Annotated in this window: 11 protein-coding genes; 6 read left to right on the top strand and 5 right to left on the bottom strand. The window is 59.3% G+C overall.

Going from position 1 to position 18154, the window contains the following annotated elements; all coding sequences use genetic code 11:
- The first annotated feature begins 120 nt into the window (after positions 1-120).
- Together N554_RS0109505 and N554_RS0109500 are read left to right on the top strand one after the other, a co-directional pair.
- Positions 121-1455 (top strand): MFS transporter, encoded by a 1335-nt coding sequence (locus tag N554_RS0109505; RefSeq protein WP_029583253.1) that lies wholly within the window; start codon positions 121-123, stop codon positions 1453-1455.
- Between the two features lie 127 nt (positions 1456-1582).
- Complete coding sequence (locus N554_RS0109500) at positions 1583-1969, top strand: hypothetical protein (RefSeq protein WP_051677425.1); 387 nt, start codon at positions 1583-1585, stop codon at positions 1967-1969.
- 53 nt (positions 1970-2022) lie between these two features.
- On the opposite strand, the gene N554_RS0109495 is transcribed toward N554_RS0109500, so the two are convergent.
- The gene (locus tag N554_RS0109495; protein WP_029583251.1) at positions 2023-3525 is read right to left on the bottom strand and encodes a GH1 family beta-glucosidase; all 1503 of its coding nucleotides are present in this window, start codon (positions 3523-3525) and stop codon (positions 2023-2025) included.
- 554 nt (positions 3526-4079) lie between these two features.
- Between N554_RS0109495 and N554_RS0109490 the strand changes: the two genes are divergently transcribed.
- Positions 4080-5234 carry an EAL domain-containing response regulator gene (locus N554_RS0109490; protein WP_245283562.1) on the top strand — a complete coding sequence of 385 codons (1155 nt, stop codon included), beginning with the start codon at positions 4080-4082 and terminating at the stop codon, positions 5232-5234.
- Positions 5235-5269: 35 nt separating this feature from the next.
- On the opposite strand, the gene N554_RS0109485 is transcribed toward N554_RS0109490, so the two are convergent.
- Together N554_RS0109485 and N554_RS0109475 are read right to left on the bottom strand one after the other, a co-directional pair.
- A complete protein-coding gene (locus N554_RS0109485; RefSeq protein ID WP_029583249.1) occupies positions 5270-5476 on the bottom strand; it encodes a hypothetical protein in 207 nt (68 codons plus the stop codon).
- A 557-nt stretch (positions 5477-6033) separates the two neighbouring features.
- On the bottom strand, positions 6034-6465 hold the full coding sequence (locus N554_RS0109475) for a VOC family protein (protein WP_029583247.1): 432 nt from the start codon (positions 6463-6465) through the stop codon (positions 6034-6036).
- 260 nt (positions 6466-6725) lie between these two features.
- On the opposite strand from N554_RS0109475, the gene N554_RS0109470 reads away from it, so the two are divergent.
- Entirely contained in the window at positions 6726-7829 is a 1104-nt protein-coding gene (locus N554_RS0109470) for a HoxN/HupN/NixA family nickel/cobalt transporter (RefSeq protein ID WP_081851205.1), read from the top strand.
- A 177-nt stretch (positions 7830-8006) separates the two neighbouring features.
- Positions 8007-9983, top strand: coding sequence for an acyltransferase family protein (locus tag N554_RS0109465; RefSeq protein WP_051677422.1), 1977 nt, complete (start codon positions 8007-8009; stop codon positions 9981-9983).
- Between the two features lie 244 nt (positions 9984-10227).
- Here N554_RS0109465 and N554_RS0109455 read toward each other — a convergent pair whose 3' ends face one another.
- Positions 10228-11787, bottom strand: a complete 1560-nt coding sequence (locus N554_RS0109455) for an ATP-binding protein (RefSeq protein ID WP_197033521.1) — start codon at positions 11785-11787, stop codon at positions 10228-10230.
- A gap of 252 nt (positions 11788-12039) precedes the next feature.
- On the opposite strand from N554_RS0109455, the gene N554_RS0109450 reads away from it, so the two are divergent.
- On the top strand, positions 12040-14790 hold the full coding sequence (locus N554_RS0109450) for a LuxR C-terminal-related transcriptional regulator (RefSeq protein ID WP_197033519.1): 2751 nt from the start codon (positions 12040-12042) through the stop codon (positions 14788-14790).
- Positions 14791-14990: 200 nt separating this feature from the next.
- Here N554_RS0109450 and N554_RS0109445 read toward each other — a convergent pair whose 3' ends face one another.
- Entirely contained in the window at positions 14991-17861 is a 2871-nt protein-coding gene (locus N554_RS0109445) for an ATP-binding protein (RefSeq protein WP_051677419.1), read from the bottom strand.
- Positions 17862-18154 lie beyond the last annotated feature (293 nt).

Raw genomic sequence — 18154 nt, 5'->3', positions numbered from 1 at the left:
GCAAGCGTGCCGCGCATTCCTTCAAATCCCTGGCAACCGTGTGGAACCCGGACGTGAGGCGCAAGTTTCCCCGTCAACCGTTCACTTGGCTTGAGAAAACGCCGCCGGAGAGGCACCTTTATGACCAAACCTTCCAATCGCGATGGCCTTGGCCTCACCGCGAGCGAGCATCAGGTTCAGCTTCGCCGCGCCGTCATCGCATCCACCATCGGGACCGCGATCGAGTGGTACGATTTTTTCCTCTACAGCACCGTCACGGGCCTCGTCTTCGCCAAGCTGTTTTTTCCGCACTCAGACCCCTGGGTCGGAACGCTCGAAGCCTTCGCGATCTACGCCGTCGGCTTCATTGCGCGCCCGGTCGGCGCTGCGATTTTCGGTCATTACGGCGACCGTATCGGCCGCAAGTCGACGCTGATCGCGACGCTGCTGCTGATGGGACTGGCGACGTTCGCCGTTGCGCTGGTGCCGACTTATGAGAGCATCGGCATCTGGGGCGCGGTGATCCTGACGGTGCTGCGATTCATCCAGGGCGTCGGCGTCGGCGGCGAGTGGGGCGGCTCGGTGCTGATGTCGATGGAATGGGCGCGCGACGATCGCTCGCGCGGGCTGATCGCATCCTGGCCGCAATTCGGCGTTCCCTGCGGCCTGTTCCTCGCCAATCTCGCCGTGCTCGCCTTCAGCCATATGTCCGGCGACAATTTTTTGACCTGGGGCTGGCGCATTCCGTTTGCCGTGAGTCTTTTACTGGTCGGCGTCGGCCTTTACATCCGGCTAGGCATTCTGGAGACGCCCGTGTTCGCCAAGCTGCTCGCCGAGCGCAAGGTCGAACGCACCCCGATGCTGACGGTCATCAAGCGGCACCCGAAGGAAATCCTGCTTTCCGCGCTGGCGCGCATGGCCGAGCAGGCGCCGTTTTACATCTTCACCGCCTTCATCTTTTCTTACGGCACCGCGTCGCTAAACGTCTCGCGCGACTTCCTGCTCACCGCAGTGCTGTCGGCATCCGTGCTGTCGTTTGTCTCGATCCCGCTGTTCGGTCACCTGTCCGACCACATCGGCCGCAAGAATATGTACGGGATCGGAGCGGCGGTGACCGGCGTGTTCGGTTTCATCTATTTCGCCATGCTCAACGCCGGGTCGGAAACCGTGATCTTTTTGGCGGTGATCCTCTCGCTCATTCCGCACGACATGATGTACGGACCGCAGGCCGCATTGATCGCCGAAAGTTTTACCGGGCGCTTACGCTACAGCGGCGCCTCGCTCGGCTATCAGCTCGCCTCCGTCATCGCCGGAGGCCCGGCGCCGCTGATCGCGACGTGGCTGTACGGCACGTTTCATTCGTCTTATGCCATTGCCATCTATATCGCGATTTGCGCGGTGATTACGCTGGCGGCGACAGCCCTGATGACCGACTACACCGGCAGAGATATTTCCGGGGAGTATCCATCACGGTGATTTCAGGTTTGCAGGCCCGGTTTGTCCGGGATGATCTCCGGGTGCAATCACCCTTCAAGGGTGATCGGACATCTTGGAAAGGGAGATGGCGATGGGTCGAGGGATCGGATCACTAATGGCCATCGTGATGGCGGCCGGCGCTTCGACGTTCAGTTCAGCCACCGCCGCACAAACGGCGACGGCGCCGGCCGAAAACGCGGCGCCGACGGCGGACAATGCCGTTCTGCTCACGATATTTTTAAAGCACGACCAGTCGCGTCCGTTAAGCGACCTCAACGCGCAGCTCGAGAGGCAAGGTTTTTACAAGGCCTTTCCCCCGCCCGGCATCGAAGTCGTGAGCTGGTACATCATGATGGGGATCGGACAAGTCGTCACGCTCCGGCTGCCGGCGCCGCGGCTGCGCGAGGTCAACCGCGTGTTGGAAAACACCGCCTGGGGCAGCTATCGCACGGAATTCTATCCGACCTACGACTACAAGGCGATCGGCATCGGGCAGCACGACAACGCGCAGTAGGGCGTTGCACACTCCCGACGAGAGGTAGCGGACCCCGAACCGGCATTCACCGGCTAAACCACCGCGTTCCTGGCGACGGCTTCGCGGAAATAGGCCGCGCTGAGTTTTGGTATCCGCTTTTGGGTTTTGTAGTCGACATAGACGAGGCCGAACCGGTTCGCAAAACCGTCGCTCCACTCGAAATTATCCATCAGGCTCCAGTGAAAGTAGCCCTTGACGGGCACACCCTCCGCGGTTGCCCGCTGGAGATGCGCGAGGTGGTTACGAAGAAACATGATGCGGTCGGAGTCGTCGACGGTCCCGTTGGCGGACAGCTCGTCGCTCGCTCCGCAGCCGCTCTCGGCAATGTAGATTTGTTTGGCGTTCCATAGCGACTGCACCTGCCGCGGAGCCCAATACATCACCTCGGGACCCAGCAAGTGCCACAACGAAAGCATCCGCGGGTGCGACTTATTGAATGGTATCGGCCGAAATCCCCGGTCCGAAGCCACGACATAGGCGGCGGGCCGGTAGAGGTTGAGGCCGATGAAATCGACCGGTGAGGAGATGACCTCCAGGTCTTCGTCGGTGAATTTCGGCGCGTCATTCCCGGCATTGGCGAGATAGGTGTCGGTGTACTTTCCTTCGAGAATCACGGTCAGGTAACCGGCGTTCATTTCGCGGGTTGCCATCTCCGCCGCTTTGATGTTCTCGGGTGTTTCGATCGCCGGCACCGCCGTGCTGAGATTGTCCGCCGGTCCGCACCTGGTCCCTGCTCTTCCGTTGGCGCGGATCGCCTGGACCGCAAGCCCCTGGGCGAGGACGGCGTTGTGCCGGACCTGATTCAGCTTGGCGTTTGACAGTCTCAAACCCGGAGCAAGTTCGAACCGGACCTTCTTGCCATCGACCATCGTATCAATGCCGCGATGGCCTATATCCACGAACGAGAAGAATTCGTTGATCGTGAAGAAGTTCTTGGTCCGGTCACTAAGCTGCCCCGCGACATAACCCGCATAGTTCGCAAATGCGCCGGCGGTGTCGCGAGATTGCCACCCGCCCTTGTCCTGCAGCGCCTGCGGCAGGTCCCAGTGATAGAGTGTAGGAAATGGTTCAATGCCGGCTTCGAGAAGCGCATCGACCAGGCGGCGGTAGAAGTCGAGGCCTTTTGCGTTCGGCTGACCGGTGCCGTCGGGAAAGATTCGCGGCCAGGAGATTGAGAAACGGTAGGTCCTGACGCCGATATCCTGCATCAGCTTCACATCATCCTTGTAGCGATGATAGTGATCGTTGGCGACGTCGGCGTTGTCGCCGCTCGCGATCTTGCCCGGCGTATGCGTGTAGGTGTCCCAGATCGATGGGCCGCGACCATCTTCCTTGACAGCGCCCTCGATCTGAAACGCTGACGTGCCGACGCCCCAGGAGAAGTCGTCCGGAAACGTGGCGGCACCCTGCGCCAATTTCGGCCGTTTTTCCGCCGATGTCTGGGCGAGGCCGGCCGACGACGGCAGCGTTGTCATCCCGAACGTGGCAGCACTGACGACTTTGGTGAAGTTCCGCCTTGAGAGATGGGTAGACATGTTCACCTCGGTGCATTGCGATTGAAGAAAGCCGCGAGATCGAATTGCTCACGCCGCGAAAGCGAGCAGTGCCAGCCAATGCGTGCGTTCGCTCAGCAGCTCTCCGTTTCAGATTGGCCCATTTTAGAACAAAAACCCGCGCGGCGCTGCACCCGCGTCGAAACGCTCCGGCAGCGCGATCTTTGAAAGCAACAACGCAGGGTTATCGCGCGTGGTCGCGGCTGGAATTTCGCGCGTGTCGTTCTCTTCAATCGCTTGAGCTGCCGCGCCGGTCTTGCCGCGCAGGCTGTCGGTCCGAATGATATGCTTCTGGCCTTGGTTGATGCGCTCAGCGCCACATGCTTGAGCGGTTATAAATAATTTCGCGACAATTTTACTCTTACTGCGCGGTTTAACGTTACTCGGTTAATTCAATTCTGAAAACGAAGTATCTCCATATTTGAATCCATGCGCGCCGCTAGACCGTCTGCACAACGACGGGGAGATCAGCGATGACGGACACTCTGTGCGACGGCGATCTAGCGGAAAGATGCACAACCTTTGGGCGGCGGAAAATGACGCCTCGGGCTTGCGTCGCGGACAGCAAGAAGCACCTGCGAGCATTCCTCACCGACGTGCTTGAAGATCTCGGCTTCGTAACCAGCGAATGCGCAAAGGCCGACCAGCTGGGGAAGATACTGGAGTCCCAGCTTCCGGATCTGATCGTTTTCGGGGTGTCGGTCGATGGTATCGAGGCCGGCAAGATTCTTGAAATCCTGGTGCGCCGAGGATTCGGCGGCAAGGTTCTCACCCTCGGCGCCCGTGAGTCGATCATCGTCAAGGCGGTGCAGCAGGTTGGCGAGGAATACGGCATCGCAATGCTGCCGCCGCTCACCACGCCGTTCGCCGCAGATACGTTGCGTGAGCGAATTGCCATGCTTCTGCCGGAGGAACCGGCCCCTAGCCCGGCAGTCCACGTGCCCGAGGCGCTGCACGCCGGTTGGCTCGAATTGTGGTACCAGCCGAAGATCGATGCCCGCACGCTGGTTCGCTGCGGTGCCGAGGCGCTGGTGCGGATGCGACACCCGACCTGGGGCGTAGTCCCGCCAGGCTATTTTATCCCGGAAGACGACGATCCAGATTTCCTGCGCCTGTCGGATTTCGTGATCGACCGCGCCATGGAGGACTGGCGCTACCTGCTCGATCAGCAGAGCCCGACCGACATCTCGATCAACCTGCCGGTCTCCTTTCTCAGGAATCCCCGGGCGATGCCCGATCTTTGCCACCGGATGCCGACGCATCCCGCATTCGGGGGACTGCTGATCGAAATCAACAGCACCGAGGTCATTGACAATCTGGATCTGCTGATCGAATTCGCGAAGAAAATGCGCCTTCACAATGTCGCGGTCTCGATCGACGATCTTGGGACCGACTGGCCGGCGCTGATGGGGCTCGACACCTTCCCCTTCGCCGAACTCAAGGTCGATCGGCAATTCGTCACTGGCTGCGCCAATGACCGGCTGAAACGGACGGTGTGCCGTCGCATCATCGAACTCGCCAGGGGGTACGGCGTCCGGGTCGTTGCCAAGGGAATCGAGACCCGCGCGGATTTTGTCGCGGCGAACGAGATGGGTTTCGACCTGGTCCAGGGCTATCTGTTCGGCAAGCCCATGGCGGTCAAAAAATTCGCCCGCTCTGCTCTGGCCGAGCCGGTGCTTGTGTCGAAGTAGTGGGATCAGCCGCGTGAAGGAACACTGGCCGCCGATCAGTCGAGCCGGCGGATCTGTTCCTCGGTCACGACGCGCTCGACGTTATCGGTCTTGCTCTTGATGCGATAGCGCGGGCGGCCGTCCGCTTCGATCGGCAGGCACGTGACGATGGTATAGATGCTTCGCTGCTTGAGATCTGCGCGGCCCTGCGGCCCCTGCAGCTGGTGATGGACATCGTCGTTGATCGAGTAATTGTGGGCCATCGCCTGTCCTTCGGTTGAAGACGGGCTTGTAGGCCCGAGCGCCCGGTAAAGCAACAAATCTCGTGGTCTCGGGCGGGCGGGAGAAGCCCGGAGCACGACGTCACTATCGCCGAAATGGCTGCTGCGGCGCCCGAGTCCAGGGAAATGGGGCGGGTGGCGGTGGGCTAAAGACTTCGAGGGCCGCCAGCACCAGCCAAACCATTTTTCGTCAAAATTGAATGAAATTTCAGTGACTTAACAATTAACCGAGAGGCAGCCCGTGCGTCTCTGCCTCACCACAACCTGGATAAATCAGAAAATCCAGGCAGCTGCGGCGTGGCATCGGCGCCACTGGCTGCTTGCCCGGCAGATGTTCTTCGCGGACGGGCGCCGATCGAACGAGGTCCAGACTCATAAAATACACCAGACGATAGCCGCAACGAGGCAGACGGAGGTGAGGAAGTTTCTCGCCAGCCTGTCGTAGCGAGTGGCGATGCGCTGCCCTTGAGCCGACAGAAGGCGTGCTCTGTGTGGCGGCGTTGCTTGCAGGCATGAGCTCTCAGTCGACCTCTCGACAACTAAATGTCCGCAAACACCTCCAGTAGATTTCCATCCGGATCACGGAAGAACAGCGTGCGATGTCCAAAGACCCGGTCAGTGGGCGGTGAGAGCAGATTGACGCCCTGCCGCACGAGTTCGTCGGCGCACTGATCAACTTCGGGAGCGGAAACCTTGAATGCCAGCTGAAGTGAGGCGCTGCCGTTGGGCGTTGGAACATCTGCTGCAGTCAGGCTTGGCTTGGCCAAGGCCAAGGTGTTGCCGCCCACCCGATATTCGATCCAAGCTGGCGAAAGCTCTTTTAGCAGTGGGAAACCAAGGATGTCTTCGTAGAAGCGACGCATCGCTGCCATATCGCGCACGAAAATGACCGTATAGTCGATCGCCCGAATGGCTTGAAAAGCCGAAGCAGACTGCGGCTTCCGTTCGTTCGTGGCTGCTTGTTCATTCATCTATGGGTCCTTAACATTTTTAATCCTCGCGACTGTCGCATGGCCGACAACGCATCGACAACCGATTCATCCTGCAAGGCTTTTATTGGGTTTTGGCCTTGGGCTTTCAAAAAATTTGTCACTCAGGGGCCATTTGCCATACATATTGGCGAGCCGACAGGCGCTCGGCCGACGTCCCACAGGACGGTGGGCGCGCCTGCCGGCAGTTTCGTTTTGGTCTTCCGGCGCGCGATCACCACAACCGATGGATGGAATGCGAGATGGCGACTAGGCCCACGACCACGCCTGCCCCCGTCTTCGCCGTGCCGACGTCTGCTTCCCCGATCGTAGTTCGTGCCACCGGCAAATGGTCCGGCTCTGCCACAGGCCTGTTCGCGGTCTTGATTGCTTTCAATATCGCGGCCTGGGCCTGGGCGCTTGTGGTCTCACAGGGGCGGCCGGCGCTGCTTGGCGCCGCGCTGCTTGCCTGGGTATTCGGGCTGCGCCACGCTGTCGATGCCGACCACATCGCGGCGATCGACAACACCGTGCGCAAGCTGATGCAGCAAGGCGAACGCGCGATGACGGCGGGGCTGTTCTTTTCGCTCGGCCATTCAACAGTCGTCTTCGTCGCGGTCGGACTGCTCGCGGTAACGGCCGCCGTGGTGAAAGACGACCTCGCCACCTTCAAGAGCTACAGCGGCGCCATCGGCGTTTCGATTTCCGCGATCTTCCTGCTGCTGATCGCGGTCATCAACCTGCTCATTCTTCGCTCGGTATGGCGTTCGTTTCGCAACGCCGCGCGCCGCGGCGCCCTCGATTGCGATAGAGGCGATGAGACGCCTGCCGGCGGCGTGATCGGCAGGATATTTCGCCCGTTGTTTCGTTTCGTGAACAAGGCTTGGCACTTGTATCCGATCGGCATTCTGTTCGGCCTTGGCTTCGATACCGCTACCGAGATCGGGCTCTTGAGCATTGCAGCGTCTGACGCCGCGAATGGCCTGTCGCCCTGGCACGCGCTGGTGTTTCCGGCGCTGTTCGCAGCCGGCATGGTACTGGTTGACACTGCGGATAGTGCGCTGATGGTCGGCGCCTACGGTTGGGCATTCGTCCATCCGATCCGCAAGCTGTGGTATAATCTGACGATCACCGCGGTATCGGTCGTGATTGCGCTGTTCATCGGCGGCATCGAAGCGATCGCGCTGATCGGGGAAAAATTCGGGCTCGGAAACGGGTTCGTGGGCTGGATCAGCGAGATCAATAACGATCTCGCCAATTTCGGCTTTGTCATCGTCGGCATTTTCGTCATCGCGTGGGTGGTGTCGGCGACGATCTACTGGCTGAAAGGCTACGACCGGATCGCCACGGCGCAGCCTGCCGAATAACAGCTGGCCGCCGGCCGCGACGCCGGCCGTCGTCACTCATCGACTTCAGGATTTCCTCTCGATCTTCAAACGCTCGCCTGAGAGCGGTACTCTCCTCTAATCCCAAGCCTATCGGCTCGACGCCGGCAATCCCTGTTTCTTCAGAATTTCAACACGATCCGAGGCAATGTCTTGGGTATGACGAAGCCCTTTCCTTCGCCGCAGGCCACCGACCACTACCGCCCGGACATCGATGGGCTGCGGGCCTTTGCCGTACTTGCAGTAGTGCTCTATCACGCCTTCCCGAAAGAGGTCCGCGGCGGCTATGTGGGCGTAGACATCTTCTTCGTCATTTCGGGCTTCCTCATCTCGTCAATACTTTTCGCTGAAATAGCCGAGCACCGCTTCTCGGTCACGACCTTCTATGCGCGACGCATCCGGCGCATCTTTCCGGCGCTTGCTGTTTGCCTGGCCGCCGTGTTGGCTTACGGTTTCGTCTCCCTGACGCCGTCCGAGCTGGCACAGCTGGGCAAGCATGTGTTCTTCGGCGCAGGCTTCCTCTCGAACATAGCGCTATGGAGCGAAAGCGGCTATTTCGACAGCGCCGCCAGCTTAAAGCCGCTCTTGCATCTGTGGTCCCTGGGTATCGAAGAGCAGTTCTACATCCTCTGGCCGGTCTTGCTATGGATGGCCTTCCGGATGAAGGCCAGGGTGGGACGACTGCTGGCCGTGCTGTTCCTGGCCTCCTTCGCAATCAACGTCGCGCTGTCCATCACCAACATCTCCGACGACTTCTATTTACCCGTCTCACGTTTCTGGGAGCTCTTGGCCGGGGCGGGTCTGGCCTGGCGGCGCCGGATTGTCCTTACGCCCCTTGTCCGGTCCTGGATTTCCTTTGCGGGCTTAGCCGCCCTGTTGACATCGGTGGCGCTGTTCACGCCAGACATACGCTTTCCAGGCTGGCCTGCTCTGCTGCCGGTGGCGGGAGCCGTGGCGATAATCCTGGCCGGCCCCGAGGCGACGCTGAACCGAATCGTCTTCTCCAACCGCGCCGTCGTCTTTGTCGGACTGATAAGCTATCCGCTCTATCTCTGGCACTGGCCACTGATTTCTTATGCCTATGTCATTCGTCTGGGCAAGGTCCCGACGCCCCTGATGGCCACGGCACTTGTGGCTGCGAGTTTTCTGCTGGCTTGGGCCACTTACCGTTTCATCGAGTATCCGATCCGCTTTGGGACGCACCGCCACCGTGGCACCCAGATCGTCGCTGCTTGCGTGGCGGTGCTCGGTGCCTGCGGCCTGGCGGTGTGGATCAACAATGGTTTCCCAGAACGTTTCCCCGCCCTTCCCGGCATCGACATGCGCAAGATCGGCGACGCCAAGCTCGATGCGGACTTCAAGCCGACCAAGGGCATGAAGGTGTTAGACCACGACTGGACTTTGGTCGCGCATCTCCGCCACGGCGAGCGCAAGGTGGCGCTAAGCGGCGACAGCCTGCTGTTCCACTACGGGCCCCGCGTGCAGCAACTGGCCGACGAAGGGCAGCTGGCAGCCAATACCTATTTCGTGACAGGCCCCAGGTGCGCTCCGGTGCCGGGACTGATCCAGCGGGACAAATTTGCGCGTTGCGCTGGTTTGCCCGGCATTTTAGTCGACTTGGTACAGCGTGAGAAAGTGCAATCGGTGGTGCTGGGTGCTGCATGGACAGGCTACAGCGACGAAGGCATGCTGATCGAGCGCGAGGGTAAGCGTTTGCCCTTGAACACAAAGGAGGGCATGGACGCCTTCTACGCCAATCTTGAAGACTATGTACGCTTGTTGCAGGGCGAGGGAGCCAACGTCTATTTGGTGCTTGGGGCGCCCGGACACCACCGCTTCAATCCCGGCGAGATGGTGACGCGCAGCCTGACCGGCTTTCAAATAGCTCCGGACGTTGAGAAGGCAATACCCATCGCCGACCTACAAGCCATCCATGCTGCCGTCGACGCCAAACTGCGCACCGTCGGCGAGCACACTGGCGCAACGCTACTCGATTCCTTTCCCGACATCTGCGGCAGCGGCGACGGCTGCTTGCCGTTCTTCGGAGCGGGCGAGCCGAAATTCTCAGACAATACACATCTACGTCCCGTCTTCGTGCGGGAGCATCTGCGTTTCCTCGATCCCTTGTTGAAGTGAGCAGTGGTCGCGAAGGTTGCACTCGCGCCTGCGCGTACTGGTCGCAAAAGTGTTCTGAGCGATGACGCCGTGGCGCTATCGCGCACTCAAAATTGCTCTTCGTTCGTCAAAATTCGCCACCGTCTGCCAGCGATTCACCGATATCCAGGTGTACGCACGCATTCGAAGCGAGCGAGCTCAAGCCCGCGATCGGCATGGAGACGAGCAGCAACGAGACCATCGAGCGCGGGCGCCGCAATTAGGCTCACTGCGCAGGTTCGTCGCGAACATTACTTAGGTGTCCGGAATGGATTGTGAATCTTTCGGCTTTTGGCAGAGCCAAAGGCGCTATTCTCAGTGATTCAGGTTGTTCAGCGACATATTGCGCGTGCCGCAGGGAGATTAAATCGAGCTCGGCATGCTCCTCCAATTTTCCGAGCGCATATGCGCGCGTCGTGTGCAGAAGTCGATACTGAGGCTGTCCCTGGTCAAGCCGAGTTTCTAATAATGACTTTTCAAAGAGACCGGCGATTGCGTCCACAATATCCGAGGTGCCCGAACCTGGATCGCCAGCAACGCCTTGCGCGGCCTCCAAGGTGAAATGGCCGACGAAAAGGGCAATGCGTCTAAAGACAATCCTTTCGATGTCGGATAGCAGGTCGTAACTCCAATCCAATGTCGCCCCAAGAGTCCGATGTCTGCGAACTGTCGTCCGATGGCTCAGTTTCAGCAATTCCAGCCGAGATAGCAGGCGTGCAACAGTGCCTTTGACACCGAGTGCAGCCACTTGACCCGCCGCCAACTCGATTGCCAACGGTAGACCATCGAGTTTTCGGCACATTTCCGCGACAAATGGCGCCTCCTCGTTGGTAAGAACGAAAGTTCCATCTCTTGCAGACACGCGCTGTGCAAACAGTTGAACCGCCGGGTATTGAAGCACGACTTTTGCCGTTTGCGCCGAGCCGCCTGGTGGATACTCGAGAGCACGAACGCGGCAGCAACGCTCGCCCTCTACTTTCAGACATTCGCGACTCGTGTTCAGAAGATGGACCTGCGCCGTTTCCTGGTAGAGTTGCTCGGCAAGCAACGCGACCGCCTCGATCACGTGCTCACAGCTATCGAGAATGATAAGCAGCTTTCGCGAAGCAACGAGGTCGACCAGTTCCAGGCTGGGATCTTTCGATTTGAATGCGAGTCCCAAGGATGCCGCGACAGCCCCCGCAACATGGCGCGGATCGGTGAGGCCTTCCAAATCAATAAAATAGACTTCCCCGCCAAACTCCTCGGCGGCGGCGCGACCAACGGCGGAGGCAATGGTCGTCTTGCCGATGCCGCCGGGGCCAAGCAGTGTTACGAACCGCCCATCTCGAAGCTTGTTCTTGACCTCGCTGATCACCGATTCACGGTCAATCATCATAGGCGGTCGCGGCGGGAGCCTGCCTTGCTGTCGGGACCTGTCGTTCCTGCTCTCTGTACCGCCTGCGAGAGGGACGACGGTGCCGACGAACGAGTAGCCCCGTGCCTTGACGTTTGCGATGTATCGGTTGCCAAATTGGCCGTCACCAAGCGCCTTGCGGATTGCGGCGACGTGGACTCGTAGGCTTCCCTCCTCGACGGTTACGTCCGACCAGACGTGATCGATGAGCTCCTGTTTCGCGATGACCTCACCCGGGCGGTCGGCAAGATAGATCAAAATATCCAGCGCCCGACCGCCAAGGGGCAGCACGTGACCGTCGCGCCGGAGCACCCTCTCGCCAATCGAAAGCTCAAAGGGGCCAAACTGCAGATTCCTACGAACATCATCGTCAGCCGTGGCTCTTGGCATGGACTTGGTCTCTTGTCCGGGATGTTCAATTATCCGTGAGAAACCCAAGCCTGCGTTCCTGATAGACATGAGCTTGCTTCGTCTCTCTGCGGGCAGCTTTGCCCAAAAGGATCAGCACGCGGCGACCGGCGGCGGGACGCTTGCAGCCAATCATGCCCGGCGCTTCCCTCTCGCCAGCAGAGGTCGTAGACTTTCGTCCCTGTCGGTACCCCCCGAATGGGGGGGAGGACTCACGGGGATAAGGGGGAGCCCTTGATCCAGTCGCGCTCGAGCAATCTTGCTATTGGAACGGGCACCCTGCCTGCCAGAGAACAGCTGCCATTCCTCGCGACCAAAATTTTGCCGGCACAATTCGGCGGGCTGGTCGCACGTCCCCGGCTCGTCGCTATCTTGTCCGAACTCCGGGCTAAGCGACTTGCCGTCATCAAGGCGCCAGCGGGCTTCGGCAAGACCTCGCTGGCGGCCGCCTGGGCCGAGAAGCTTGAGCAAAGCGGCAACTGTGTTGGGTGGCTAACCCTCGATTCAGAGGACGACGAGGCCACGCGGTTTCTATTTTACGTATCTCAGGCCCTACACCATGCCTGTCCGGACGTTGGCGCCGGCGCGATTGGGCTGATCCTCGAGAACAACCTGATCGACCCGACAGCGATCCTGTCGAGCCTGATCAACGATCTGGCAGAGATGGAGGATGATGTTTATCTGTTTCTCGAAGACTATCACTGGCTCAGTGCTTCTCGCATCCATCAGACGGTCGCGTATTTTCTGAAGCACGCGCCGTCTCACTGTCACGTGGTGCTTACGACGCGTACCGAACCTTCCCTGCCACTCGCGACCTTGCGAGCCCAGAATCAGTTGGTCGAGATTGATGCCGTAGCCCTGCGGTTTGATATGCAGGAGACACAAGCCTTTCTGGACAGCACAAGGCCTGGAGTCCTGGAGCTCTCCGACGTCCAACTGTTGCAACGCAAGACTGAAGGGTGGCCCGCCGCCCTGCGAATTATCTCATCCATGCGCTCGCAGCCCGGATTCCGCCTGAAGGAGTACGTACATAATCTCTCAGGTTCGCAGCGTCCAATTGCCGCCTATTTGACGGAAATGCTGGATGGGCTTGCGCTCGATTTGGTCGACTTCATGCTACGAACGGCCATTCTTGATCGGCTCTCCGGCCCTTTGTGCGAAGCCGTAACCGGTTCGAGCTCGAGCCGCACAATCCTGGCATCGCTTGCTCAGTGCCAAATGCTGCTCACGCCGCTCGATAATGATGGTGTCTGGCTTCGTTATCATACGCTGCTCGCCGAATATTTGAGACAGAGGCTGGAGACGGACCGCGGCGTTGAAGTTCCCGAGCTGCACGGACGTGCCGCTCGTTGGTATGCCTCCCACGAATTATGGACTGAGGCGGTTCAGCACGCGATCGCAGCCGGCGATTTTGATCGTGCGATCAGCTGGATCAAGAATTGCGCAATGACTTTGATAAAGAGAGGTGATCTCTTCACCCTGCTCGAATGGCAGCGCCAGTTTCCCGATGAACTCATGCGAGGTCAGCCCGAGGTCAGGTTGGCCATCGCCTGGGGATTGGCACTCGCGCTTCGTTTTGATGAGGCCCTGAAGCTCGCAACTGACATAGAGGGCGATATCGCTGCAGCGCGTTTGCCAGATAGCGACTTGCTGCACGAATGCCAAGCGATCCGCTCTGTTGCTATCGCGCTGAAGGATGACAGCGAAAGAGCGCTGCCTCTGGCGGAGGATTGCGTCAGCCTATCTCGAGATCCGTGGACCGCCAATGTCGCCTCCAATGTTGTTCGCTTTGGCCACATGCAAGCTGGCGACCTCAAGCAATTCTACGCGACGCCCTGGATACCCTATTCGCTCGAGGAGGATCGGAGGAACGTCTTCGCATCGGTATATCGGCGCTGCCTTCAAGGGATCGCAGAGATCCGGCAGATCCGTCTCGCCGCGGCGGAGGAGCATTACCGTGAGGGGTTGCGCGTTGCGGAGCAGTATGTTGGCCCGAACTCGGTTGCAGCGGCGTTGCCTGCCAGTCTGATTGCACGGATTTTGTACGAGCAAGGCCACTTGGACGAGGCGGAAGCTTTGGTGATCGATCGCGCATCGCTGATCAACTCTGCGGCGATGCTCGACTGCGTTCGGAGCGCCTATTTCGTGATGGCTAGGGTCGCTGCTGCTCGGATGAACCTCGAGCGAGCCCACACGCTCCTGGAGCGGGCTGAAAACCATGGCATCTCACGAGGCTGGGGAAGGCTGACGGCGGCCGCGACAGCAGAACAAGCGCGGCTTTACCTCAACGAGGGCCGCGTGGATGAAGGCGCGGCGTGCGTCGATCGCCTGGAGCGACTTGCGCGAAAGTACCCCGCGCCCAGGCTTTGCGCTTGGTCGGAAATTCAATGGGACCACAAACTAGCCTACGCTCAATTGTTAGGACGACGAGCCCGCCCCGAGGAGGCGATGACGTTCCTGCGGGAGCTGCAGCGAGAAACCGAAGCAGCACAGCATCGCTATTTCTTGATCCGAATCGAGATTCGTATCTCAGCCCTTCAGCTAAGCGTGGGCAAAACCGCGGAGGCAACGGACCGATTTCGCCGTGTCCTTGCTGCATGCGCGCACGCTGGTCTCTATCAGATCATCTTGGACGGGGGTTCGCTCATCTCCGAGCTCGTTCAGATGGTCCAGCGGAGTGGGAGCATCAGCGAGCATCTAATGTCGTATGTCGATCGGCTCGTGGCCGGTTCTCGAAGGGCTCCGCAAGATCGCATCGTCCCGATCTCCAGAGCCCAGGCTCTGGGCGGATTGAGTGCCCGTGAGACCGAAATCCTCAAGCTGATCGCCCAAGGATTGTCCAACAAGGAAATCGCTCGGAGCCTTGATATTGGTCCTGAGACTGTGAAGTCGCACCTCAAGAGCGTTTTCACCAAGCTGGGTGTGGAAAGGCGCGCGCAGGCGGTATCACGCGCGCAGACCCTGGGCCTTGTCACCACGCAGTGAAGCTAAGCCCAGGTGCCTGACGCCTGCATTCCCGCAAGGTTTCAACAATGATATCCGCGACCAGCTTGCCCATCGCATTCAAACCTTGCTGTGACCATATCTGCCACAACGTGCATCCAACCGCAGATCTGGGCTTGCATCGGAATGCGAGGACTTGAATCCGACTGCGCAGACAGCACACAGTACTCGAAGGTGACGCCCTAGCCGACGGCCGCCCTGGTGCCGGATTGGAGCTGGTTGAGGATTTTCAGGGCGCGCGTGTGAGCGGGGGATACAATTCCGGCTGGCATTCCATCAAGAGCCGCGCTGAGATGTTTGTAGGCTTCTGGCACGCGCCCCTGCTTTAGCAATAGCTCGGCAAGGTCCGTCACAGCCTTCAATTCAAATAGGGTGGCGGACTGGCGTTTCGCCCAGTCGATTGCCGACATCAGACTTCCTTTCGCTTCGAAATAATCCTCAGCCGATCGAGACGCCAAGATAAGCCCCTTCATCCTGAACAAGGCGGGCATGTGCAGAAATTTTCCGACGCGCTGCTGGACATCGATCGCGTTCAGGACCAGCCTCAGCGCCTGCTCGTGCTCACCAACCTTCATGAGAGCCGCGGCCAGATCGCAGGCGAAATCCATATTCAGCATTTCGTGACGCTGAGCGTGAAGCTCCTCCAAAGCCCTCTTAAGCAATGAAATTGCATCAAGGAGATTGTTTTGAAGGAGCAACCATTGACCTCGCAGGCCAGTCGCTATGGCGCAGTATGGTTTCAAGGAGTGCGCCGCCGAGAGATCGCTCAATTCGGCGATGTACTGATCCGACCGTTTGGTGTCCGCCATGGTCAGAAAGACAGGAACGATTAGAGCCAGGGATCGGCAAAATGTGGCCGGATGACCCGATCTTTCACCTTCCTCTATGGCGAGCTTCGCATACTCCAGCGATCGATCGAGCAAGCCTCTATACAGCAGAGAACGCGCCATGCCGACGAGCAAGAAGCTCGTGTAATGAAACAGGTGCTGTCCGGCTCGAAAGCGCGGACCGGATCCCGAGTAGCGGAGACCGGAATCGCAATGTTGTTGTGCGACGATGTGATTTCCCAGCAGATGATTGGAGGCGGCCAACATCGCTTCTGCCAGCGCCATGTCATCGGGATCCCGCGTCTTCAGCGCTAATTTCCTGCTCCGGGCGGCGATGTCGGTCGCACCGCGGATATCCATGGTCCAATGCGAATACATAAAGAGTCCGCTTAGGAGTCTCAGCTCATAGGCAAGGTCTCCCTGATTGGTCGCAATCTCAAGCGCGCGCGAAAAAGACGCTCGAACGTGTTGATCGTTACCTTCAAGATGCACCAATACCAACGGTAGCGATGCATAGATTTCCATTGCCCGGCGAGAGTTTTTATTTCGAGTTCCAAGGCGCGCTATCGCCCGTTCCGCCCACGCCTGGCATTCGATGAGTAGTGATAGATCTAGAAACACTTGTGCTGAAGCGGCGGCCAGTCGCGTCGCTATTTCGTCGTCGCCGTTTGGACCAAAGCTCCATTCGAGCGCCGCACGGATGTTGCTCAATTGGTCGGAATAGGCTGCGGTCCTCCTCGCTCTCGGCAAGGCCAGCATCATCTCGCTCTGCGATTCGAGAAATTCCGCAACGTATTTCGCGTGTCGGCCGGAGGTCACATCGAGCTCGTCATGCTCCTCCAATTTTCCGAGGGCGTATGCCCGCGTCGTGTCAAGCAGCCGGTACCGTTGCTGACCGTCGTCAAGCCGAGTTACGATCAACGACTTTTCGACCAGGCCGGCTATCGCGTCAAAAATTTCTCCGGTGCCTACGCCGAGTTCGCCTGCGACATACCGCGCGCCCTCAAGGGTGAAATGGCCGACGAAAGGAGCAATGCGTCGAAGAACAATCCTCTCTCCGTCAGACAGCAGATTGTAGCTCCAATCCAATGTCGCCTTAAGGGTCCGGTGTCTGGGAACGGCCGTCCGATGGCTTAGTCTCAGCAATTCCAGCCGAGATAGCAGGCGCGCAACAGTGCACTTGACACCGAGTGCGGCCACTTGACCCGCCGCCAACTCGATTGCCAACGGTAGACCATCGAGTTTTCGGCACATTTCCGCGACAAACGGCGCCTCCTCGTCGGTGAGAGCAAAACTTCCCGCTCTCGCCGCCACGCGCTGCACAAACAACTGCGCTGCCGGATATCGAAGCACGGCTTTTGCCGTTTGCTCTGAGCCGTCTGGTGGAAAATCGAGGGGAAGAACCCGGCAACAACGCTCGCCCTCTACTTTCAGACATTCTCGGCTGGTGGCCAGAAGATGGACCTTTGCCGTTTCCCGGTAGAGTTGCTCGGCCACCGAAGCGACCGCCTCGATCACGTGCTCACAGCTATCGAGAATGATAAGAAGCTTTCGCGAACCAACGAGGTCGACCAGTTCCAGGCTGGCATCTTTCGATTTGAGTGCAAGTCCCAAGGATGTCGCGACAGCCCCCGCAACATGGCGCGGATCGGTAAGGCCTTCCAGGTCAACAAAATAGACTTCCCCGCCAAACTCCTCGGCGGCGGCGCGACCAACAGCGAAGGCAATGGTCGTCTTGCCGATGCCGCCGGGGCCGAGCAGTGTTACAAACCGCCCATCTCGAAGCTTGTCGTTGACCTCGCCGATCACCGATTCGCGGTCAATCATCATACGCGGTCGCACGGGGAGCCTGCCTTGGTGCCGGAACTTACCGTTCCTGCTCTCCGTACCGCCGGCGAGAGGGACGACGGTGCCGACGAACGAGTAGCCCCGTGCCTTGACGTTTGCGATGTATCGGTTGCCAAATTGGCCGTCACCAAGCGCCTTGCGGATTGCGGCCACGTGGACTCGGAGGCTCCCCTCCTCGACGGTTACGTCCGACCAGACGTGATCAATGAGCTCCTGCTTCGCGATGACCTCACCCGGGTGGTCGGCAAGATAGATCAAAATATCCAGCGCCCGACCGCCGAGGGGAAGCACCACACCGTCGCGCCGGAGCACCCTCTCGCCAATCGAAAGTTCGAAAGGGCCGAACCTCAGCTTCCTATGAACCGCGGCGCCAGACATGTGTCAGCCAAAATGATGGATTTCCCGCCCCCCTGCCTACCGTCGGTCGGCAGATGCCGCAATTGTGCACGCGTAAAGTTGGCCACAACGAAGCTCGTAGGTTTTCCCCAGCCTTTGGAAAGGACGAATTAAACCTTGGTATATCTCAATCACTCTCAACGCGGAGGGTTGGGCCGAACACCGCGCCGCTGCGACCAATGATGGCACGAGCAGCATGCGTCGGCACGACCGTCCCGCGCTGCGCGTCCAGTCGCTGAACTCGGTTGCACAAAGATCAACCAGCAGATAGCGGA

The organism is Bradyrhizobium sp. URHD0069, assembly GCF_000701345.1.
Classification (GTDB): Bacteria; Pseudomonadota; Alphaproteobacteria; order Rhizobiales; family Xanthobacteraceae; genus Bradyrhizobium.
This window is presented reverse-complemented; position numbering and strand designations above follow the sequence as displayed.